At 53.9% G+C, this 20798-nt stretch carries 20 protein-coding genes; 8 read left to right on the top strand and 12 right to left on the bottom strand.

The window, feature by feature from the left end:
• Positions 1 to 189: 189 nt before the first annotated feature.
• The 3 genes from prs to lolB form a co-directional block, all read right to left on the bottom strand.
• Positions 190 to 1137 (bottom strand): ribose-phosphate diphosphokinase, encoded by a 948-nt coding sequence (prs, locus tag ACPUC7_RS01560; RefSeq protein ID WP_006118899.1) that lies wholly within the window; start codon positions 1135 to 1137, stop codon positions 190 to 192.
• Positions 1138 to 1273: 136 nt separating this feature from the next.
• Complete coding sequence (ispE, locus tag ACPUC7_RS01555) at positions 1274 to 2131, bottom strand: 4-(cytidine 5'-diphospho)-2-C-methyl-D-erythritol kinase (RefSeq protein WP_494921509.1); 858 nt, start codon at positions 2129 to 2131, stop codon at positions 1274 to 1276.
• Positions 2128 to 2751: a lipoprotein insertase outer membrane protein LolB gene (lolB, locus tag ACPUC7_RS01550; RefSeq protein ID WP_343553930.1), complete on the bottom strand. Its 624-nt coding sequence runs from the start codon at positions 2749 to 2751 to the stop codon at positions 2128 to 2130. The genes ispE and lolB overlap by 4 nt, the downstream gene beginning before the upstream one ends.
• Positions 2752 to 2969: 218 nt before the next feature.
• On the opposite strand from lolB, the gene hemA reads away from it, so the two are divergent.
• From hemA to kdsA, 6 genes are read left to right on the top strand one after another with little or no spacing between them, the layout of a single operon-like run.
• Positions 2970 to 4226 (top strand): glutamyl-tRNA reductase, encoded by a 1257-nt coding sequence (gene hemA / locus ACPUC7_RS01545; RefSeq protein ID WP_494921508.1) that lies wholly within the window; start codon positions 2970 to 2972, stop codon positions 4224 to 4226.
• A gap of 41 nt (positions 4227 to 4267) precedes the next feature.
• On the top strand, positions 4268 to 5350 hold the full coding sequence (prfA, locus tag ACPUC7_RS01540) for a peptide chain release factor 1 (RefSeq protein WP_494921507.1): 1083 nt from the start codon (positions 4268 to 4270) through the stop codon (positions 5348 to 5350).
• Complete coding sequence (gene prmC / locus ACPUC7_RS01535) at positions 5350 to 6183, top strand: peptide chain release factor N(5)-glutamine methyltransferase (RefSeq protein ID WP_494921506.1); 834 nt, start codon at positions 5350 to 5352, stop codon at positions 6181 to 6183. Before prfA ends, prmC begins: the two co-directional genes overlap by 1 nt.
• 9 nt (positions 6184 to 6192) lie before the next feature.
• On the top strand, positions 6193 to 6591 hold the full coding sequence (locus ACPUC7_RS01530; RefSeq protein ID WP_343552596.1) for a SirB2 family protein: 399 nt from the start codon (positions 6193 to 6195) through the stop codon (positions 6589 to 6591).
• A complete protein-coding gene (gene sirB1, locus ACPUC7_RS01525) occupies positions 6588 to 7397 on the top strand; it encodes an invasion regulator SirB1 (RefSeq protein ID WP_494921505.1) in 810 nt (269 codons plus the stop codon). Before ACPUC7_RS01530 ends, sirB1 begins: the two co-directional genes overlap by 4 nt.
• Positions 7398 to 7427: 30 nt before the next feature.
• Positions 7428 to 8282, top strand: coding sequence for a 3-deoxy-8-phosphooctulonate synthase (gene kdsA, locus ACPUC7_RS01520; RefSeq protein WP_343552598.1), 855 nt, complete (start codon positions 7428 to 7430; stop codon positions 8280 to 8282).
• Positions 8283 to 8401: 119 nt separating this feature from the next.
• Here kdsA and chaA read toward each other — a convergent pair whose 3' ends face one another.
• Positions 8402 to 9493: a sodium-potassium/proton antiporter ChaA gene (gene chaA, locus ACPUC7_RS01515; protein ID WP_494921504.1), complete on the bottom strand. Its 1092-nt coding sequence runs from the start codon at positions 9491 to 9493 to the stop codon at positions 8402 to 8404.
• A gap of 368 nt (positions 9494 to 9861) precedes the next feature.
• Here chaA and chaB point away from each other — a divergent pair, with 368 nt between their 5' ends.
• Positions 9862 to 10092: a putative cation transport regulator ChaB gene (gene chaB, locus ACPUC7_RS01510; RefSeq protein ID WP_494921503.1), complete on the top strand. Its 231-nt coding sequence runs from the start codon at positions 9862 to 9864 to the stop codon at positions 10090 to 10092.
• A 236-nt stretch (positions 10093 to 10328) separates the two neighbouring features.
• Complete coding sequence (locus tag ACPUC7_RS01505) at positions 10329 to 11000, top strand: gamma-glutamylcyclotransferase (RefSeq protein ID WP_494921502.1); 672 nt, start codon at positions 10329 to 10331, stop codon at positions 10998 to 11000.
• Positions 11001 to 11004: 4 nt separating this feature from the next.
• Here the strand turns inward: ACPUC7_RS01505 and ACPUC7_RS01500 are convergent, their stop codons facing one another.
• The 8 genes from ACPUC7_RS01500 to ACPUC7_RS01465 form a co-directional block, all read right to left on the bottom strand.
• Complete coding sequence (locus ACPUC7_RS01500) at positions 11005 to 12423, bottom strand: serine/threonine protein kinase (RefSeq protein WP_494921501.1); 1419 nt, start codon at positions 12421 to 12423, stop codon at positions 11005 to 11007.
• Positions 12424 to 12488: 65 nt separating this feature from the next.
• Positions 12489 to 13439, bottom strand: a complete 951-nt coding sequence (locus tag ACPUC7_RS01495; protein ID WP_494921500.1) for a hypothetical protein — start codon at positions 13437 to 13439, stop codon at positions 12489 to 12491.
• A 10-nt stretch (positions 13440 to 13449) separates the two neighbouring features.
• Complete coding sequence (locus ACPUC7_RS01490) at positions 13450 to 14226, bottom strand: PP2C family protein-serine/threonine phosphatase (protein WP_494921499.1); 777 nt, start codon at positions 14224 to 14226, stop codon at positions 13450 to 13452.
• Positions 14223 to 15335 carry a type VI secretion system-associated FHA domain protein TagH gene (gene tagH / locus ACPUC7_RS01485; protein WP_343552605.1) on the bottom strand — a complete coding sequence of 371 codons (1113 nt, stop codon included), beginning with the start codon at positions 15333 to 15335 and terminating at the stop codon, positions 14223 to 14225. The genes ACPUC7_RS01490 and tagH overlap by 4 nt, the downstream gene beginning before the upstream one ends.
• A 32-nt stretch (positions 15336 to 15367) precedes the next feature.
• Positions 15368 to 16066: a type VI secretion system-associated protein TagF gene (gene tagF, locus ACPUC7_RS01480; RefSeq protein WP_494921498.1), complete on the bottom strand. Its 699-nt coding sequence runs from the start codon at positions 16064 to 16066 to the stop codon at positions 15368 to 15370.
• Positions 16067 to 16079: 13 nt separating this feature from the next.
• Positions 16080 to 18194, bottom strand: a complete 2115-nt coding sequence (gene tssM, locus ACPUC7_RS01475) for a type VI secretion system membrane subunit TssM (RefSeq protein WP_494921933.1) — start codon at positions 18192 to 18194, stop codon at positions 16080 to 16082.
• On the bottom strand, positions 18194 to 19408 hold the full coding sequence (icmH, locus tag ACPUC7_RS01470; protein WP_494921497.1) for a type IVB secretion system protein IcmH/DotU: 1215 nt from the start codon (positions 19406 to 19408) through the stop codon (positions 18194 to 18196). Before icmH ends, tssM begins: the two co-directional genes overlap by 1 nt.
• 84 nt (positions 19409 to 19492) lie before the next feature.
• Positions 19493 to 19987 carry an SH3 domain-containing protein gene (locus tag ACPUC7_RS01465; RefSeq protein WP_343552608.1) on the bottom strand — a complete coding sequence of 165 codons (495 nt, stop codon included), beginning with the start codon at positions 19985 to 19987 and terminating at the stop codon, positions 19493 to 19495.
• Positions 19988 to 20798 lie beyond the last annotated feature (811 nt).

The raw sequence follows: 20798 nt of genomic DNA, 5'->3' as shown, positions 1-20798 counted from the left end.
TACCACTAATCAATGGACCGCTAAAGGGCGGCAATGCGCACGGAATGAAAATAGTGAATGGCAGCGAAAATTGCGGATTTTAACGAAATTTATCGCGTGAATATCAGTGGCGACAGCGGCTTAATCGGTGGGAATTCATCATCTACGATAAAGAAAAACCGGGCACTGGGCCCGGTTTCATGCGATGAATTAATGCTCAAACATCGCGGAGATCGATTCTTCGTTGCTGATACGACGAATCGCTTCGGCCAACATGCCAGACAATGTTAAGGTACGCACGTTTGGCAGTGACTTCATCTCTTCAGACAGCGGAATGGTATCGCAGACAATCACCTGATCGATCACTGACTTACGCAGGTTTTCAACCGCATTGCCAGAGAAGATTGGGTGAGTTGCATAGGCGAATACGCGTTTCGCGCCGCGCTCTTTCAACGCTTCAGCCGCTTTGCACAGCGTACCGCCGGTGTCGATCATATCGTCGACCAGTACACAGTCACGACCTGCAACGTCACCAATGATGTGCATCACCTGAGAAACGTTCGCGCGCGGGCGACGTTTATCGATGATAGCCATATCGGTATCGTTGAGCAGTTTAGCGATAGCACGGGCACGCACTACGCCACCAATGTCTGGAGAAACAACGATTGGGTTTTCCAGACCAATCTGCAGCATATCTTCCAGCAGAATTGGGCTACCAAATACGTTATCCACCGGGACATCAAAGAAGCCCTGAATCTGTTCAGCATGCAGGTCAACGGTGAGAACACGGTCAACACCCACGCTGGAAAGGAAATCGGCAACCACTTTGGCGGTGATCGGCACACGAGCAGAACGCACACGGCGATCCTGACGCGCATAGCCAAAGTAAGGAATAACAGCAGTAATACGACCAGCAGAAGCCCGACGCAATGCGTCGACCATCACAACCAGCTCCATCAGATTATCGTTGGTGGGGGCACAGGTGGACTGGATGATGAAAATATCACCACCGCGTACATTTTCGTTGATCTGTACACTTACTTCACCATCACTGAAACGGCCAACAGCGGCGTCTCCGAGGCTAGTGTAAAGGCGGTTGGCAATACGTTGTGCTAGTTCCGGGGTGGCGTTACCAGCAAATAGCTTCATATCAGGCACGAGAAGAACCTCAGGCTTGGCGTCCAGAGAATGAACGGCTCTAGAGTAACCGGCGAATACCAAAGAGCATGTTCATACGGGTGTGTTAATGCGCTACGTGCAGTGTCTGGAACGAGTGACACTGTCACGTTAACGCTTAGAGCCCAGAAAGTGTGCGCTGCAACGGCGAGAGATTAAGCCCGCGCGCCACAAATCCGCAAATCCATTTCGGGGCAAGCTCCAGCACCTGACGTGCGTCGGACTCGGTGTCAAATTCAGCAAACACACAAGCTCCGGTCCCAGTCAGGCGCGACGGCGCGTATTCTAGCAGCCAGGAAAGCAGCGCATCAACCTTACGAAAACGTTTTCTTGCCACAGCCTCACAATCATTGTGAAAAGGACGCTGTAACAGTTCATCTAATGTGCGGATTGGTGAATCACGCGTCAGATCCGGATCGCGGAACAAATCGGGTGTCGCGATACTTACGCCCGGATGCGCCACCAGATACCATTTTTCCGCAGGATTGGCTGGCTGCAACTGCTCGCCAACGCCTTCGGCAAAGGCCGCGTGACCGCGCACGAATACCGGAACATCCGCACCTAATTTGATGCCAATCGTGGCTAATTCATCAACGCTAAGATCGGTCTGCCACAGATGATTTAAGGCAACCAGCACGGTTGCGGCATCGGATGAGCCACCGCCTAAGCCGCCGCCCATCGGCAAAATCTTTTCTAGCGCGATGGTGGCGCCGGCTTGCGCAGGAAGGGTCCCGCGCTCGGCGGCAGCGGCTTTCAGCGCCTGTGCGGCACGCACAATCAGGTTATCTTCATCAGGCACGCCAGCGAGCGGCGTCAGTAACGTAATCTTGCCACTGTTATCCGGGATGATTTCCAGCGTGTCGCCGTAATCAAGAAACTGAAACAGAGTTTGCAGATTGTGGTAGCCGTCAGGACGACGGCCAGTAATATACAAAAAGAGATTCAGCTTTGCTGGCGCGGGCCACGTGGTGATCATTGTGTGGTCCAGCTATCCATGCGCAGTTTGATACGTTGCCCGCCTTCGGTCAGCTCCAGATTCGCCGGCAGCGGTGGATTCACTTTGCTGTCGTAATCGTTGATTTTGACCTGCCATTGCTGGCCGTTGCGGCTGTAGTTCACGCTTTGCAGCTGATAATTACTGTTCAGCTGATAATCGCTGGCATCGCCTGGCAAGCCCATCATCCACTGACGCAGATTCGCCAATGGGATATCCATGCCGGTCAACTGCGAAATCATTTTCTCTGCGTCATTGCTAACGTAACGCTTGCCTTTGTTATCGACGATCTGCACCACAGAACCTTGCGCATCAAGTTGCAATTCGGTGCTGCCAAGCGGGTTGGTCAACAGCAGGCGATAACGATCGGCGGCGGTTTGCTGCCAGTTAAAGCGAGCATAGACTTTTTGTTTATCAGAGAGATAAGCAAAGGCGCCGCGCGTCTGATATTGGCTAATTTTGGCGACAGCTTGCTGATGCTGCTGCCATTGTGGTGACGTGGTGCTTGGGCCCGGACCTTGTGGTTTGTTAATGGTACATGCAGCCAGTAACACGCTGGCAAGGGGTAAAAGGCGCAGTAACTTGCGCGGGGGCAAATGCATCACGTGGTCATCTCCTCAGACACGTTTTTACTTCGTAACCGGTAACGCTAACCATCCGCAGGTAAGCCGTCAATGGCGATGTAGCGATAATTGCGCACGATCAGTTTAATCTTATTACAGTCATAGGCTTTGTATGGCTTTTCTTGACCTGTGGCATCTTGTAGAATGCGCTGCACAAAACCCTGACAATTATTGGGATATCCCAACCCGAATTCACCATGACGCTGCTAGCCCTCGGAATCAACCACAAAACTGCCCCAGTTGCGCTGCGCGAACGCGTTGCGTTTACACCCGACACGCTGGAACAGGCGCTGAATAGCCTGCTGTCTCAGCCGATGGTGCAGAGTGGTGTGGTTCTCTCAACCTGTAACCGGACCGAACTCTACCTGAGTGTAGAGCAGCAAACCGATTTGCAGGAGAAGCTGGTGCAGTGGTTGTGTGCGTATCACGACCTGCGTGAAGAGGATGTGCGTGCCAGCTTGTATTGGTACCACGATAACGCAGCGGTCAGCCATCTGATGCGCGTTGCCAGCGGCCTCGATTCGCTGGTGTTGGGTGAACCGCAGATTTTAGGTCAGGTAAAAAAAGCGTTTGCTGATTCATCACGCGATCACGCGTTGAGCAGCGAACTGGAGCGCATGTTCCAGAAAACCTTCTCTGTCGCTAAACGCGTGCGCACCGAAACTGAAATTGGTGCCAGCGCCGTTTCCGTTGCGTTTGCCGCCTGTTCTTTGGCACGTCAAATCTTTGAATCGCTCAGCACCGTTAATGTGCTGCTGGTGGGAGCTGGTGAAACCATCGAATTGGTGGCGCGTCATCTGCGTGAACATTCGGTGAAAAAACTGATGATCGCCAACCGCACGCGTGAACGTGCGCAGTTGCTGGCCGATGAAGTGGGTGCGGAAGTGATTGGCCTTGGCGATATCGAAACCCGCCTGGCCGATGCCGACATTATTATCTCTTCCACCGCCAGCCCGCTGCCGATTATCGGCAAAGGCATGGTGGAGCGCGCGCTGAAAGCACGTCGCAATCAGCCGATGCTGCTGGTGGATATCGCCGTTCCGCGCGATGTCGAGCCAGAAGTGGGCAAATTGGCTAACGCCTATTTGTACAGCGTCGACGATCTGCAAGCCATCATCGAGCAAAACATGGCGCAGCGCAAAGCCGCCGCCGTACAAGCCGAAAGCATTGTAGTGCAGGAAAGCGGCGAATTTATGGCGTGGCTGCGCGCACAAAGTGCCGTTGAAACCATCCGTGAATACCGGTCACAAGCCGATCAGGTGCGTGCCGAATTGCAGGAACGCGCATTGGCCGCGTTGCAGCAAGGCGCTGACGCCGAAAAAGTATTGCAAGAGTTGGCGCATAAGCTGACCAACCGTTTAATCCATGCTCCAACCAAATCACTGCAGCAGGCCGCACGCGACGGCGATAGCGAACGCCTGCAGATCTTACGTGACAGCCTCGGTTTAGAGTAATCTAGCCGGTCACGACCTATCACTGGGATACCCGCTATTACATGAAGAGTTCTATTGTTGCCAAGCTGGAAGCGCTCCAGGAACGCCACGAGGAAGTGGAAGCGTTGCTGGGCGATGCCGGCGTGATTGCCGATCAGGATCGTTTCCGTGCGTTATCACGCGAATATGCCCAGCTTAGCGACGTAACCCGTTGTTTCCGCGAATGGCAGCAGGTGCAGGAAGATGTCGAAACGGCTGAAATGATGCTGGACGACCCGGAAATGCGCGAAATGGCGCAGGAAGAGTTAAAACTGTCACGCGAGAAGCGCGAAGAGTTAGAACAGCAACTGCAAGTGCTGCTGCTGCCAAAAGATCCTGATGATGAGCGCCCTTGCTTTATCGAAGTGCGCGCCGGGACTGGCGGCGATGAAGCGGCGATTTTTGCTGGCGATCTGTTCCGTATGTACAGCCGTTACGCCGAAGCGCGTCGCTGGCAGGTGGAAATCATCAGCGCCAACGAAGGTGAGCACGGCGGCTATAAAGAAGTGATTGCGCGTGTGATTGGCGATGGCGCTTATGGTCGCTTTAAGTTTGAATCGGGCGGCCACCGCGTGCAACGCGTGCCGGAAACTGAATCGCAAGGCCGTATTCACACCTCAGCTTGCACCGTTGCGGTGATGCCGGAACTGCCGGAAGCAGAGATGCCGGAAATCAACGCGGGCGATTTGAAAATTGATACTTTCCGTTCGTCCGGTGCCGGTGGTCAGCACGTTAACACCACCGATTCCGCCATTCGTATCACCCACTTACCAACCGGTATCGTGGTTGAATGTCAGGATGAACGTTCGCAGCATAAAAACAAAGCCAAAGCCTTGGCAGTATTGGGCGCACGTATTCACGCGGCAGAAACCGCCAAGCGTAATGCCGCTGAAGCCTCAACGCGCCGCAATCTGTTGGGCAGTGGTGATCGCTCCGACCGCAATCGTACCTATAACTTCCCGCAGGGCCGCGTCACCGATCACCGCATCAACCTGACCGTTTATCGTCTTGATGAAGTGATGGAAGGCAAGCTGGATGCGTTAATTGAGCCGATTGTGCAGGAATATCAAGCCGATCAGCTGGCTGCACTGGCTGGACAGGATTGATGAACATCCGTCGCTGGCTGCAACACGCTGTGGTTGCGCTGTGTGGCGGCGATAGCCCGAAGCGTGATGCCGAGATTTTACTTGGCTTCGTGACGGGCAAATCGCGCAGTTGGATCGTGGCGTTTGATGACGCAGAGCTGGATGACGCGCAGCTAGCCCAACTGAATGCGCTGCTGGCGCGACGCGTCGAGGGTGAGCCGATTGCGCATATGGTTGGCGAGCGGGAATTCTGGTCGCTGCCGCTGCGTGTTAACGCGGCGACGCTGATTCCGCGTCCCGATACCGAAGTGTTGGTCGAACAAGCGTTAGCACATTTGCCAGCTAGCGCCGCATCGCTGCTGGATCTCGGCACCGGCACCGGCGCTATCGCTTTGGCGTTAGCCAGCGAGCGACCAGATTGTCAGGTCATCGGCTGCGATCGTATTCCCGCCGCGGTGAAACTGGCGCAGGAAAACGCACAGCGTCTGCACATCAATAATGCCCAGTTCATGCTCAGCCACTGGTTTAACCATCTTCCCGCTCAACGTTTTGACCTGATTGTCAGCAATCCCCCTTATATCGATGCCGCAGATGAACATTTGCAGCAGGGCGACGTGCGTTTTGAGCCGCTCAGTGCGTTGGTGGCGGACGATCAGGGTTTGGCCGATTTGCGCTACATCATTCACACCGCGCCGCAGTGGCTGCAAGCTGGCGGCTGGTTGCTGCTGGAACACGGCTGGCAACAAGGTGAGGCCGTACGCGCCATTATGACGCAGCACGGTTATCACGCGGTGAGTACCGTTGACGATTACGGCGGCAATCCGCGCGTCACGTTAGGACAATTTTTTCAATAAGGAAGCACCATGGCGAGCTGGTATCCCCTGATTAAACATTTTCATCTGTTGACGGTAGCGATTACCATCAGCTTGTTTTTGCTACGTTTTTACTGGCAGTGCACCGGTTCAGCGCTGCTGCAACGCAAGTGGGTGCGCATTGCGCCGCACATCAACGACACTTTTTTGCTGCTGAGCGGCGCGTTGCTGGTGATGATTACCCACTTTTATCCGTTCACGCCACAAGGAAGCTGGCTGACGGAGAAGCTGTTAGCGGTTATTATCTACATCGCCTTAGGTTCCGTGGCATTGAGCCGTCGCCCACGTAAAATGGGGACCCGTTGGATCGCTTGCCTGATTGCAATCGTTGCATTGCTGTTTGTAATCAAGTTGGCGATGACCAAAATGCCGTTATTGGGGATTGTATGACCTCGCCAGAGCAACTTGATTACAGTGAAACACCGTTGAGTGAAGCGGTGATTGGCGCCACATGCGCCATACGTAATGATTTTTCCGCGCCGTCGGTGCAACAGCAGTTGGCGGCGTTAGTCGATGAAGCCCGTGCGTTCATCAGCAGTGAAAAGGATGCCGACTTGCAGCTGGAGAAGCTGCTTGAGCTGTTCTATCGTCAATGGGGATTTGGTGGCGCCAGCGGCGTCTACAATCTGTCTGACGCGCTGTGGATCGACAAAGTATTGAAGAGTCGTCAGGGGACTGCGGTATCACTGGGCGTGATTCTGCTGCACATTGCCGATGAGCTAGAATTGCCGCTGATGCCGGTCATTTTCCCGACGCAGCTGATTCTGCGTGCGGATTGGCTGGACGGTGAAATGTGGCTGATCAATCCGTTTAACGGTGAAACGCTGGACACTCACACGCTGGAAGTGTGGCTGAAAGGCAATATCAGCCCAACCGCTAAGCTGTATAACGATGACCTCGACGAAGCAAAAACCGTCAACGTGATGCGCAAGATGCTCGACACCTTGAAGTCCGCATTGATGGAAGAGAAGCAAATGGAGCTGGCACTCAACGTGAGCCAGGTTCTGTTGCGTATTGATCCCGATGATCCCTATGAAATTCGCGATCGTGGTTTGATCTATGCGCAACTTGAGTGTGAACACATCGCGCTGACCGATTTGACCTATTTTGTTGAACAGTGTCCTGAAGACCCGGTCAGCGAAATGATTAAAGTGCAGATTCACGCTATTGAACAGAAACAGGTCACGCTGCACTAAGCGCGACCCGAAAACAGGAAAGGAAAGGGCATGACACAGAAAGTAGTGAAAATCGGCGATATCAAGGTCGCAAACGATCTGCCATTCGTACTCTTCGGCGGCATGAACGTGCTGGAATCGCGCGATCTCGCCATGCGCATCTGCGAACATTACGTGAAAGTGACCGAAAAACTCGGCATTCCTTACGTGTTCAAAGCCTCTTTTGACAAAGCCAACCGTTCTTCCATCAAATCCTATCGCGGTCCGGGTTTGGAAGCGGGCATGAAGATTTTCCAGGAGCTGAAGCAAACCTTCGGCGTGAAAATCATCACCGATGTGCATGAAGCTTCACAGGCGCAGCCTGTTGCTGATGTGGTTGATGTGATTCAGTTGCCTGCGTTCCTCGCACGTCAGACCGATCTGGTTGAAGCGATGGCGAAAACCGGCGCGGTGATCAACGTGAAGAAACCCCAATTCGTCAGCCCAGGCCAAATGGGCAACATCTACGATAAATTTGTCGAAGGTGGCAACGACCAGGTGATTCTGTGCGATCGCGGTAGCAACTTCGGTTATGACAACCTGGTTGTCGATATGCTCGGCTTCAACGTGATGAAGAACGTCACGCAAAACAGCCCGGTGATCTTCGACGTCACGCACGCGCTGCAAACCCGCGATCCGTTCGGCGCGGCATCGGGCGGTCGTCGTGCACAAGTGGCTGAACTGGCACGAGCTGGTATGGCGGTGGGCATCGCTGGTCTGTTCATTGAAGCGCACCCAGAGCCAAACAGCGCGAAATGCGACGGTCCATCCGCGCTGCCGCTGGATAAGCTGGAGCCGTTCCTGGTGCAGATGAAAGCGATTGACGATCTGGTGAAAGGTTTCCCAGAGCTGGATACCAGCAACTGATTGTTTTCAGATGTGAAAAAGGCGCCGATGGCGCCTTTTTTATTTTCTGGTCACCATCAATGGCGACCCTACAAATTGCACGATTTCCGTAGGGTTGCCATTTATGGCAACCGCCAACGTTAAAGCATAATCGTCAACAAATACCCTGCAAACAGCGCCAGATGCGCCGCGCCGTTCAGCACATTAGTGCGTCCGGTGGAGAACGAAATGTGGCACAGGATCAGCACCGCACTCATCATCACCATCTGCGGCGGCTCAAGACCAAATACCAGCTGCTGATCGGTTAAGGTGGCAATGATGGTCACCGCAGGGACGGTCAGTGAAATGGTTGCCAGCACCGAACCAAAGAACAGGTTCATCGCACGCTGTACCTGATTCATCAATACCGCTCTGATCGCGCCCAATCCTTCTGGCGACAGAATCAACAGCGCGACCAGGAAGCCGGTGAACTGTTTTGGCGCATCCATGGTGGTCAGCAAGCTTTCCAGCGGATTCGCATTCATTTTGGTCACGCTGATAACCGCAATCAGGTGCACGACCAGCCATGCGGTGTGCCACAGCGAACTGTGCGCGGAAGGTTTACCGTGATGCGGATCGCCATCGTCGCCTTCATCTTCGTGCTCATAAATAAACAGGCTTTGGTGGGTTTTGGTCTGAATCAACAAGAACACGCCATACATCGCGGCAGAAATCGCGGCGATAATCAGCGCCTGTGCGGTGGTGAAATCGCCGCCGGGTAACGCGTTAGGAAACACCAGTACCAGAATTGCCAACGGAAAAATGGCAATCATGTACTGCTTAACGCCCGCCAGATTGACGTACTGCGTCGCAAACTTACGGCCGCCAAGCAGCAGGGCAAAACCAACCAAACCGGCGGTGACAATCATGATGATCGAGTAAAGCGTATCGCGCATCAGCGCGGGTGCCGCATCGCCGGTGGCCATCAGCGCGGAGATCAGGCTGACCTCCAAAATCACCACGGAAAGGCTAAGAATCAACGAGCCGAAAGGTTCGCCTAAACGGTGTGCCAGCACATCGGCGTGACGCACCACGCTAAAGGCGCTGCTTAAAATGGCGACCAGCGCCAGTAGGTTGATGCCGATGACTGGCAATAGCGCTGTCTGGTTACCGAAGAAGCTCAGCACCGCCAGCGCAGCGACAGGGAAGATCAGTGAGTATTCCGTATGGCGGGTTTTTTCATGTGCAGGCATTTACCATCCTCTCCGGCAAAAAGAACAAATCAGGCATTCATTGCCTGATAAATATAATGAGTTTTCTAGCGCTTAGCAGTTTAACTTTTCATCAGGCCGCATGTTGCAGCTTTACGCGATTTTACCAAAAGTGAAAAGCAGGTATAACATGATGAAAGCATAAGTTATCGTAAGATTAGGCCTGATATTCATTATGTTGAGAAAATATTTAGCTGCGTTTGTGACGAAAATTTCATGATGAATACTGACTTTAATTATGGTTTATCCTGCTTTACATCCATTTCTTGTCTTGTCTGCGTTAAAAGGCATGTTTGCATTTTATTTGATCTGCTCCAGACTTAAAAAGTGTGTGTGAAACAGGAGGAATTATGCCTTATTCATCAAACCGCGAGTTGCCTGACAGCGTGCGTCACGTTTTGCCGAGCCACGCGCAAACCATTTATCAAAAAGCCTTTAACAGCGCCTGGGACCAGTATAAAGATCCGGATGATCGACGCGGTGACGAATCGCGGGAAGAGGTGTCGCACAAAGTTGCCTGGTCGGCGGTGAAGCAAGAGTACGCCAAAGGTGAAGACGACAAATGGCACCCTAAACAGTAGCGCTTAACGCGGGTCTTTGCGGCCCGCTTCGCATTTTGTCCCGCCTAATTCAAGTTCCCCGCCAGGCAGCCGATGCTATTTACAAACAATTTCCCTTTTGTGATCGGGGTCAATCTTGAAATTTTTGTTAAAAATGAATTAATGTCTTTTATTAAGACGATGCAGTTAGCGTCGCCTGTAGACATCACTTCAGAGAACCACACCAATAAGATGTCAGCGCAGTAGAGGAGACCACAGTGTTAACGCGGGAATTTTTGTTAAAAGCAGATTGTAAGACATCCTTTGGCGATATCGATGAAGCGCTGTTGTGGAGCTGCGAAAAACGCGCGGCTTCGTTATCCGCGACGCTGGCGTGTCGTCCTGACCAAAGTCCGGTGTGGATTTTTGGCTATGGCTCGTTGATGTGGAACCCGATTTTTGAAGCAGAAGAAGTGGCATCAGGTCGACTGGAAGGTTGGCATCGTGCTTTTTGTCTGCGTCTCACCGCCGGTCGTGGCACTGTGACCGCGCCAGGTCGCATGCTGGCGTTAAAAGAGGGCGGTTCAACCAGCGGATTGGCGTTCCGTCTGCCAGAATCCCGCTTGCATGATGAACTCGAACTGCTGTGGAAGCGCGAGATGATTACCGGCTGCTATTTGCCCACCTGGTGCGAACTGGAGCTGGATGATGGGCGCAACGTCACTGCGTTGGTGTTTATCATGGATCCGCGTCATCCGCTGTATGAAAGTGACTCTTGCCGCCGCACCATTGCGCCGCTGATTGCGCAGGCGAGCGGGCCGCTTGGCACTAACGCGCAGTATCTCTACGCGCTGGAGCAAGAATTAGGTAAGCGTGGCATGCAGGAAGACGCGTTAACACGTTTGGCCGCTGAGGTTCGCGCGCTACAGCAGAATACTGCAGCGCGTTAAGCGATTATTGTGCGGGATTAATCAGCCAGGTTCCGGGTTTATCAATGGTCAGCGATTGGCTGTGCACTTCGCTGCCATGGTGCACTTCAATACGGTAGTTGCCGGCAGCCAGATTCAATGACGCAAAGCCGCTGGTTGACGGTTTCACATCTTTAGCTTCACCATTCAGCACCACATTCTCACCCGCTTGCAAGCGCAGATAAACCGTTGCCATGGTCGGCGCGCTGCTCGCCACATTGCTATTTGCTGCCGCAGGCGGCGCGGCTGGTGTGGTACTGGCAGCCACTGGCGGCACATCACTATGACGATTGGTTTTCCACACCACCAAAATCACTGCCAGCAGTGCGATGGCCGCCGCCGCGACTAAGCCCGGCGATAAGCGGCGCACGTTGCGCGGCGTTAACGGTTCTACAGATGCTGAGGCATGATTGACCGCCAACACTTGCGGCTCTGGCGTCACCATCACCGGTTCAGCAGGGGCAACAGGTTCAGCCACGGCCGGGAAGGTGGTCGACAGGGCTTCAACATCGCTCACCGGTAAATCAATCAGATTGGCGAAGGCATCTATGCTTTGCGGACGATCTTGCGGCTTCATGGCTAACGCGCAGTCGATAGCGTGCAGCAGCGGCAGCGAATAGCCTTCTGGTTTACGTTCGACCAAAGGCTGATAATTATCTTCGATGCAACGCACCACGCTGACCGGCGGCGCATGGCCGGTGATCAAGTTGTGCAGCACTGCGCCTAACGCGTAAATATCGGTCCACGGACCTTGCTCGATTTCACCTTCTTCGCTGTATTGTTCAATCGGCGCAAAGCCGGGCTTCAGCATGATCTCGGTTTCGTCAGACAGGTTGCCGATTTCTTTACGTGCTGAGCCGAAATCCAACAACACCGGCAGCTGATTTTCCTGAATCTGAATATTGTCTAACGAGATATCGCGATGCAGATATCCGGCGGCATGAATGGTATCAATGGCACCAAACAGCGGCGGCAACAGACGACGGATCCAACTTTCATCAATGCTATCGGGGCTGGTGATTTGCCACTCTTTCAGCGTCATGCCGCTGTAATACAGGGTGCCCATGTAGGCGGTGCCATTCTCTTCCCAGAAGCGCAACACATGCAGTAAACCCGGATGATTGAAGCGCGCCAGCAGACGTGCCTCTTGAATGAAGCTATTGCGACCGGCAGTGAACAGTTTATTGAAACGTTCGCCGCGCAGTTCCAGCGTCATATCTGCCGCGCGTACCGCCAGTGAAACCGGCATGTACTCTTTGATGGCGATGGTGCGTTCTAGCTGATGATCCCAGGCACGGTAAACAATGCCGAATCCGCCGCCGCCAATCACTTCCTTGATTTCAAATTCATTAAACCGGTAGCCCGCAGGCAGGGCGTTAGGTGTATGGTTTTCGTTTGCCGACATAGTGAACTCTCTGAACACGTCCTGTAGCGCCCCGCCAAATTCTTGACGGTAGCGACGACCGCTAATTAATTAATGTTACGCCAGGCACCAATCGCCGGATCGGCCAGATCCGCATGCAGGGTGTCAATCAGTAACACAGTCACTTTTTGCTGTGGCATAAATTGCGGCGACCACACGCCGCGTAACGTCTCAACCCGCTGTTTGATCGTATCGTTGTCTTGATCCGCGGTTTTATCCATCTTCAGTAACAACGTGCCATTGAAACGCCAGACATGTTGTTGCGCGTCAAACGGCAGTACCAGCCAGCTATCCTCGGCATCCGGGCGCGAAACAATCATGCGTTGATTATTGACCGATACCACTTCCAGCGGCGGCCCGCTGAGTTTCAGGTTAGTGATCGGATAGCCTTGATAGAAGTTCAGCGCCACGCTGCGCGCTTTGCCATCACTCATCAGCGTCATGTCGCTTGGGCCTTCCAGCCAACCTTCGGTCGAGCAGTGCTGTTGCGGGTTGTCTGGGATGAACAGCGATTCACCTTTGTCGTCCCACCAGGTTCGGAAATGGCAGCCACCGGGCAGGGCAAAATGTTGCAACGGCGTGCTGTCCGCCGGGCGTGACAGATCGAGCGGCGCAGCGTTATTGGCGGTGGCGCTGGCAGTGGCATCGTTCAGGACAATGGGACGCCAGTTCTGCAATTTAGCCGCGCTACCGTTTGCTAACACGCTGCCGTCTTTGTTGGTCATTTGCCACGGAAGCTCATCCAGCAAGCCGCATTGATTCGCCAGCAACGTGCCGACGCGCGGCAGGAAACTGGTGAGAATACTGGAGTCGGTGCTTTTACCCGACACAATGCGCAACGGTAGCGTCTCTTTACACCAGTCGTTTGGCGCTTTGCTGGCCACGTCATCAATGTAGACTTCCAATGACAGGCTGGGTGAATACACCACACGATAATCTTCTGCCTGCGCATTAAAGGCCAGCAACAGGGTTGCAAAGCCCGTCAACCACACTTTCATAAGAGTCCTATCAATAACGTGACGGCATAAAACGTGCCGCATCAGCCTGGGAATATAGCAGCGTCGCTTCCTGCGGTTCGCCAATCCAGACTGCCAGGGCGCTGAGATTGTCGCTTTTCACACTGCGGTTAACGGCTTGTTCCATCAAAGTCAGCCACTCTTCGCAGGCATTCACCATGCGCAGTGCCAGTTCCATTTCGTGGGTGGTGAGATTGAGCCAAAATCCGTCGCTACACACCAAAAACGCATCGCCGTCGGTCAAGGCGATCACCTCGCTAAAGGTGGCCGGACGGGCGGGCTCAATACCGAGCGCATTATAAAGTAAATTACTGTTAATGCCGGTATTTTCATAGCCCGCTTCGCGCAATTGCTGGGCCAAACTGTGATCGCGGGTGACCTGATTTAGCACCCCATGACGGAAGTGATAAACCCGGCTATCACCTGCGTGCGCCCACCATGCGAGCTGTTTTTCACGGTCAATAAACAGCGCGGCAAGAGTGGTGCTCATGCGTGAAAAATTCGGATTGTTTCCCTGCGCCTCAACCAACACTTGCTGGCAGCGTTCAATCGCCGCGCGGGTACTTTCTGGCGTGAAAACAGCGCTTTCCTGAAGTTGTGTCAGCAAGGTGTCGCGCACCAGCTGTGCCGCCATATCGCCGCCGGGCAGGCCGGCAACGCCATCGCACACTAAAAAACAGGCTTTATGATCATCTAACTCGGCGCCGGTGCGATCCTGATTTTCATCGCGCATGCCTTGCTGGCAGCGGCTGGCAAACATCATTTTCATGCGTCTTCAGTCCGCGTTTGGGAATCTTTGTACTGATTCACTTCCATATCGTAGGCATGCAGGAAGGCTTCGCCGAACAGCGTGTGGAAGTCATCTTCGATCTCGCCAGCGGTGCGCTGATAGTGGCGCGAGAAGTAGTCCCACAGCGCCGCTTTACGCCCGCCGCTGAACGCCAGTTTTGGCAGCACGCCATCTTTGCGCGCTTCCTCTTCCAGCCGCTGCGGATTGAAGGATTGCAGCATCGCCGCAATGATCGCGCGGATGCCGGCAATCATACCGAGTTGATGGGCTTGTAAATCGACCAACGCATCACGTACCGCCGGTTCTGGTGGCATAAAGCCGGGCATCTGACTTTGGTACATCTGCATCAAGACGGTTTTACCCGATGGCAAAATTTTGAAAGGGTTATTCGCTTCGTTGAGGATCATCGTCATGTCGGCTTTCACGCCGCGTTTGAGAATCGAACGCGAAGAAAGCAGGGCGACGGTGCCTTGGGAAAACAGGCTCAGCATGCGTCCGGTGACGCGCATTTGCTCTTCGGTAATGGCGGTTTGATGGCCGTTATTCAGCCCCATCCCTTCCAGCAACGCGGCAATCAGTTTGTCTTGATCGACACCCGGCTGCACGCTGGGCAACGTCGGAGCATCGCTTTGCGGATCAATCGCCAAACGCGGGTCGTTGCGGCGTTCCTGACGTGCGGCGGGTTCGGGAACGATCTCCGGCTCCTGCAACATGCCCAGCGGATCAGCATGGCTCTCAGCAAATAACGCCAACGGATCATCATGCTGACCATTAAGTTGAAGGGGATCGCGCACTTCCAATCCATAATCGCCAATTTGCAGCGTATCGCCATCGTGCAGCGCCACTTGCGATCCGCGCGCCAACGCGACGCCATTCAGCACCACCGAGGTGACGCTGCCTTGGTTGGTCAAGCGGCATTCACCTTCTGCAGACAGGTGCACCAGCGCCTGCAAACGCGATATTGCCCGCGATTCATCAGGCAAAACCAAATCGTTATCTTGACTGCGGCCAATGGTGCCGCCGGGCGGTTTGAAGGCAACCGTCTTTGCGGGCACATCCGTATTGCACTGCACAATGGTAAATTGCATGAGTCATCCCGTTACGAGGCAAACGCCACGGCCTATTCAAACATCGGTGGATAGAGGCCGTTGCGGCCCGGCTGTGCACCAGACGCCGGGTTAAATAACAGCGAAAAAAGTTGCGCAGTGAGCGGGCCACTGTGTTTATGCGTGGCATGACCAAAACCGTCACTGCGATTACTCCACCAGTAGCTAATGTGCTGCTGCGGATCGAACCTGTCAGCCACTTCACGCCAGCTTAGCGTGCAGGGTAAATCTTCAAAACCGATCACATCCATGATGTCGCTGCGCTGCGTATCCGGTACCAGCAGCGGTGATAAGTGCTGCATCTGTTGTTCCAGCGCATCGGGATTGAGCCGATCGCGCACCGCATGCAACAGCAACGCGCCTAACTCCTGAAACCAGTCGCCGGAAACGCCGAGTTGCGAGCTGTGCCAGCTATTTACTGGAAAACTGCGCAACGCCAGCAGCGGCCACGCGCGACCCACGCGATCGCAGGACGGCAATAAGCAGCCCATCTGCACGTGCTGGCGTAATGGCGAGAGCGGCAACACAAAGTTCCACACCGGCGCGCGCAAAAATTGTGCGGTAGTGGCATCCGGTTGCTGATGCCACTGCATCAAACCTTGCTGAAACCAATGACTCCAGGGCGTCACGGTATTTTCGCTCAGACGCTGGCGTAAAAAATCGCCGGTTGCCGGTAATTTGCCATACCAGCCAGGCGCAGTGTGTGTCGGCATCGTTACCTCACCATTACTCACTGTGTTTGGTCAATCGCTGCGAAACGGCCTGCGGCGCAATCGCCAGCATATTGCTATCGTCACCGGCATTTTTCAGATTCTCCGCAAGCTTGCGCATCATTAACGCATTATCACGCGCATAGGGCGAAGACTGGATTTGCTGGTCTAATAGCTGGCTCAGATGCCAGTCAAGCTGCTGTAAATCACGCGCGCTGACATCATTCGGCAAGGTACGCTGTAAATTCTGCATCAACCAGCCGCGCAGGAACTCGCCATCATAATTGCGCGGTTGATACAGCATCTGATACGCACGCAGCGCATTACGGCTGTATTCGTTATCGTTGCCAGGATCGTCACGCAGCAAATTGGTGATCTGCTGGGCCACGCGTGGCAACAGTAAAGACTTAAGCGCATTTTGATAAAGCGCCCACGCCGCATCGCTCACCTGGTTGCCGCGATACAATCCTACGCGCATGGTAAGCGGTGGATTGTCGAGGGAAAAACGCTCGGACAGCGGCAGCTTCACCAGATTATTTAAGAAGGGTAGCAGATCAAAAATATTATCGGCGGGCTGATGAATCACCTGCTGACTTTGCGTGGTAATCGGGACGATGCGCGCCGCAACCTGGTCCAGATAACGCTGGTTTTGGATGTAACTGGTGAGCCACAAACCTGAAAGCAGCAGCAATGCGCCGGTTAGCGCGCCGTAACCAATCCAGTGAAACAGGCGATTGCGGTATTCCCAATGGCGATTGCTACCCGCCAGGCCGCTTTCGCGGAACACCAAATCACTCAGCAAATCGCGAATAAAGAAGCTTTGCCCTTTATTGCCCGGAATCGGGCTGCTGCGATTGACGCTATCCCACGCCGCCAGGCTGCTTTCGCCGGTATGCGGCAACTGCAATTTGCGGTTCAGTTCGCCCATGATGCGGTCAAACGGTAAACCTTCCTGGGTGCCGCTGGTGAAGAACAGACCGCGCGGTGACCAGGCAATCGGCTCTTGTTGGCTGGAAAACACCACATCAAGATATTCATTCAACAATGGGCGCAACGAACTGAATTCTTGCGGGAACAGGAAGCTATCAGCACGCTGGGTCAAATCGCGTTCCGCCGACATCACATTCGCCAACTGTTGCTGCAAGCGCTGCTCAACGTGTTGGTATTGCTGGGCAAAGCTACGATGCCAATTGTCTTTATGCGGCTTACCGGGTTCCCACGGGAACGTGAAGCCCCAAATTGCATCGCGCTGCTGTTTGCTCTGCGCGCCGTAGAAACTCATAAAGCCTTTCAGCAGATCGGTTTTGGTCACCATCACATACACCGGGAAATGAATGCCGGTGTGTTGGTGCAATTCCGCCATACGAGCGCGTAACGCGCTGGCCTGCGCGTGGCGTGCTTCGGCGGAGTCGGTCAGCAGATCGGAGACGCTGATAGTCATGATCACGCCATTAATCGGCTGGCGGGTGCGATAGCGTTTCAGCAGATTGATGAAGCTCTGCCACTCTGCGCCGTCCCGCGCGCGCTGACTCTCTTGCAAGGCATAGCGTCCCGCAGTATCGATCAGCACTGCGCTGTCGGTGAACCACCAATCACAATGGCGCGTGCCGCCGACGCCGCGAATCGCCGCTTTACCAAGGCTATCGGTCAGCGGAAACTCTAATCCGGCATTGAGCAGTGCCGTGGTTTTACCGGCACCGGGCGCGCCAATCATCACGTACCACGGCAGTTGATACAGATAATGACTTTGAAAACGCGCTAGCCAGCTTTTCTGATGACGGCGACCAAATTGGGTGCGCTTTAAACGCAGCGCGGCTTCGCTGAAGCGCTGGGTTAACAAGGTTTCGGTGGCCTGGCGATCGGATAACTCTTCCTGGCTCATCTGCTGTAAGCGATTAAGCAATTTGCTGTTGAACCAGCCGCGCCACAATGCGGGAATGAACTGGAACAGCAGCCACAGGAAGAACAAGAAACCCACCGCTAACTGGCGCGGCAAAACCGGCTCGAGCGGACGTGTATCGCCCCAGCTCCACAACGGGCCGAGCATCCACAGCACGCAGCTCAATGCGGTGACGCCAATCAGGCTCCACAGCAGACGATGGGTTAACAGATGTTGCAGTGATGCGCGCATCATTGGTCTCCCTGATGATTGCCAAGGGTTTCCGGGGTCGCAAACAGAGTGATTTCCACGCGACGATTGCGTGCGCGGTTTTCGTTGCTGTCATTAGGTAGCAGCGGATTGCTGTCGCCACGGCCTTCGGCTTTGACGCTATGGCCTTCAGCCAACTGCGGATTCAGCAATTGCGTCACCGCGCGGGCACGGGCCGATGAGAATTCATAGCTTGAGGCAAAACGGCCATCCACCGGGCTGTTATCGGTGTACACCGACACCAGCACCGTGCCTTTGACGGTTTTCATCGCGCTGGCGACGTGCGCTAACAGCGCGCGGCCGACTTGATTCACCACGGTGCCATCGCTGGCGAACAGTTTATCGGCGGGAATAATCACTTTGCTGCCGAACGCGCCATCGCTCACTTCCAACTGACCAGCGGCAATCACATCATTCAAGCGTTGATGCAGATCGAGCAACGCCTGCGGCGAAGTGGGGCGACGTCCGGGGGTAATTTGCGGTAGCGGGGTTTGGTAGATGGCACGCAGCAGCGGTTCCGCGGCATTGCCAAGTCGCCAATTCAGGCCACTGTAAATCAAACAGGCCACCAAAGTGGCTAAGGTCACGCACGCCCACAGCGGCACCATCGGACGCGTCAAGGTGCTGACCAGTGGATGCACTTCCACTAATGGCGTCACGGGATTAGCGCTTGAGGGACGATTTTCAGCAATCAATTGTGCCAGGCGTTTGCGGATGCCGTCACACTGTGCGCGCCCGCTGTCACTGCCGCGATAACGGCCTTCGTAGCCCAGCAATAAGCAGTAGTGAATCACTTCCAGCAGCCACAAATGTTGCTGTGGGCTTTGCGATACGCGCGATAAAAGCTGGAACACTTTTTCGCCGCCCCAGCTTTCGTTATGAAACGTGACTAACATGCCATTGCCGGACCACACGCCGCGTGTGCCCCACGGCGTTTGCGCGGCGGCTTCATCCAATACGCTGCACAGGCAATAGCGCGCGCCGATGATCATCTCAAACGGCAAACCGGCTTGTTTACAACGCTGTTCAAATAGACGGATTTCTTCGATCAATAACTGACGTAAACCCGCGGGATCGTCATGTGTAGCGGCCTGCCGTATACGTACCACGGCATTCAGGATCGGTGCTGCGGCATTAAGCAAAAGGTTATCATTGCTCGCGACAATGCCATCGCGCGCAAGGGAATCCTGAGTCATTAAATCTCGATTGTCCTGGCAAGGGCGAAAATCACAGTCCGCGGCATCAGAACCGCCGCGGACGCTGTGCGCCGGATTGCATTATCAGTCTAAAATCCAGGTCGCGGTATCGTTAGTGCGACAAGCTTTACTGGCACCACCTACGGCGACGCAGACTTGCTTGCTATTACGGCGGGGACGCGGACGATCGCTACGGATGGTAGCGTCGTAGCGACTGCTTTCCACACCGGCTTTCGGTGGAATATAGCCAATCAACTGGCCGTTAGGTTCATCAGCCACGGCTAACCAGCTGTGTTCAACCCGACCCAATACTTCAAACGGTTTGGCGTTATCCAGATAGCGCACCACTTTGCCACCGAAATCGGGCGTGGTCATAACGGATGCGGCATACAACGCACGATAGCTCTCATTCACGGGCGTAAACTCGCCTGGCGCTGCCACCGCATTACGATGAACCAGCTTCACGCCGTTCACTTCGCTGGTGACCAGCGTATCGTCGTTAACCGGCGGTGGCGGCGCTTTACAACCGGCCAAGGTTAAAACCGCCAGCAATGTAAGCACGAGACTCTTATTCACCATGATCCTCAAATTTCATCAGATTAGCTGCAGAGTAATCTGCGGCACGAGCCATGAAGGCGGGCAGATTAGGCAGCGAGAAAGCCATCAAAAAAACAGACAGATTACAGAAAGATAGTGCTGAACTAAGTCTACCTAAGACTTTTGAGAATTCAAACCATTGCACCCTGATAAATCCCGTGCTACCGGGCGAAAAAGCGACGCAGGCCGATGATATAAAACGCATAGTCACGGTGATAGATAAGCTGGGTTAATTTATTTGTGCGAGTTAACAATAACCGGCTGCGCAGTGGCTTTTAGTCACTGCCAGGTCCAATCAAAAATGGTAAATAAGATTAATCTATTTCTTAAGATTAAAAAAGATTGCTCAGCGAAACAATTTTGTGACTTTCGGAATTTCCGGGCGCAAATCTGTCCATTAAAACTACAGCACGGCATGGCTTTTGCTTTGGATGGCTTATAAGGCAAATTAAGGCGAGTTGCACAGAAAATGTGCAGCCTTGCTTCGTCACCGTGCAAACCAGCCGTCTAAATCACCTTGCCCAATGCAAAACCGCCTGAAATCCACAGTTTGGTGATTGGCACACACTTTGCAAAACACTACTGACATTGTGCATTTGTTTGGTTTACGGCAAAACGAGTGCTTTGGATAAAGGCGTCCTACACATGCTTAGTCATGGCGCAGGACGCCTTTTTTTATGCCTTTATTGCATGGCTGTTATTCTGCACCTCAACCCAATTTCACTTATGGCTAAATAAACTCACATTTCTCCCCTTTAATCCGCGCTTTAGCCTGACGGGCTTTTGGCATTCT

The organism is Pantoea sp. CFCC18179 (genome assembly GCF_059412405.1).
This window is presented reverse-complemented; position numbering and strand designations above follow the sequence as displayed.

Coding starts and splice junctions, on each gene's coding strand:
- ispE (WP_494921509.1), bottom strand. CDS start 2,131: ATGATCACCACGTGGCCCGCGCCAGCAAAGCTGAATCTCTTTTTGTAT.
- lolB (WP_343553930.1), bottom strand. CDS start 2,751: ATGCATTTGCCCCCGCGCAAGTTACTGCGCCTTTTACCCCTTGCCAGC.
- hemA (WP_494921508.1), top strand. CDS start 2,970: ATGACGCTGCTAGCCCTCGGAATCAACCACAAAACTGCCCCAGTTGCG.
- prfA (WP_494921507.1), top strand. CDS start 4,268: ATGAAGAGTTCTATTGTTGCCAAGCTGGAAGCGCTCCAGGAACGCCAC.
- prmC (WP_494921506.1), top strand. CDS start 5,350: ATGAACATCCGTCGCTGGCTGCAACACGCTGTGGTTGCGCTGTGTGGC.
- ACPUC7_RS01530 (WP_343552596.1), top strand. CDS start 6,193: ATGGCGAGCTGGTATCCCCTGATTAAACATTTTCATCTGTTGACGGTA.
- sirB1 (WP_494921505.1), top strand. CDS start 6,588: ATGACCTCGCCAGAGCAACTTGATTACAGTGAAACACCGTTGAGTGAA.
- kdsA (WP_343552598.1), top strand. CDS start 7,428: ATGACACAGAAAGTAGTGAAAATCGGCGATATCAAGGTCGCAAACGAT.
- chaA (WP_494921504.1), bottom strand. CDS start 9,493: ATGCCTGCACATGAAAAAACCCGCCATACGGAATACTCACTGATCTTC.
- chaB (WP_494921503.1), top strand. CDS start 9,862: ATGCCTTATTCATCAAACCGCGAGTTGCCTGACAGCGTGCGTCACGTT.
- ACPUC7_RS01500 (WP_494921501.1), bottom strand. CDS start 12,423: ATGTCGGCAAACGAAAACCATACACCTAACGCCCTGCCTGCGGGCTAC.
- ACPUC7_RS01495 (WP_494921500.1), bottom strand. CDS start 13,439: ATGAAAGTGTGGTTGACGGGCTTTGCAACCCTGTTGCTGGCCTTTAAT.
- ACPUC7_RS01490 (WP_494921499.1), bottom strand. CDS start 14,226: ATGAAAATGATGTTTGCCAGCCGCTGCCAGCAAGGCATGCGCGATGAA.
- tagH (WP_343552605.1), bottom strand. CDS start 15,335: ATGCAATTTACCATTGTGCAGTGCAATACGGATGTGCCCGCAAAGACG.
- tagF (WP_494921498.1), bottom strand. CDS start 16,066: ATGCCGACACACACTGCGCCTGGCTGGTATGGCAAATTACCGGCAACC.
- tssM (WP_494921933.1), bottom strand. CDS start 18,194: ATGCGCGCATCACTGCAACATCTGTTAACCCATCGTCTGCTGTGGAGC.
- icmH (WP_494921497.1), bottom strand. CDS start 19,408: ATGACTCAGGATTCCCTTGCGCGCGATGGCATTGTCGCGAGCAATGAT.
- ACPUC7_RS01465 (WP_343552608.1), bottom strand. CDS start 19,987: ATGGTGAATAAGAGTCTCGTGCTTACATTGCTGGCGGTTTTAACCTTG.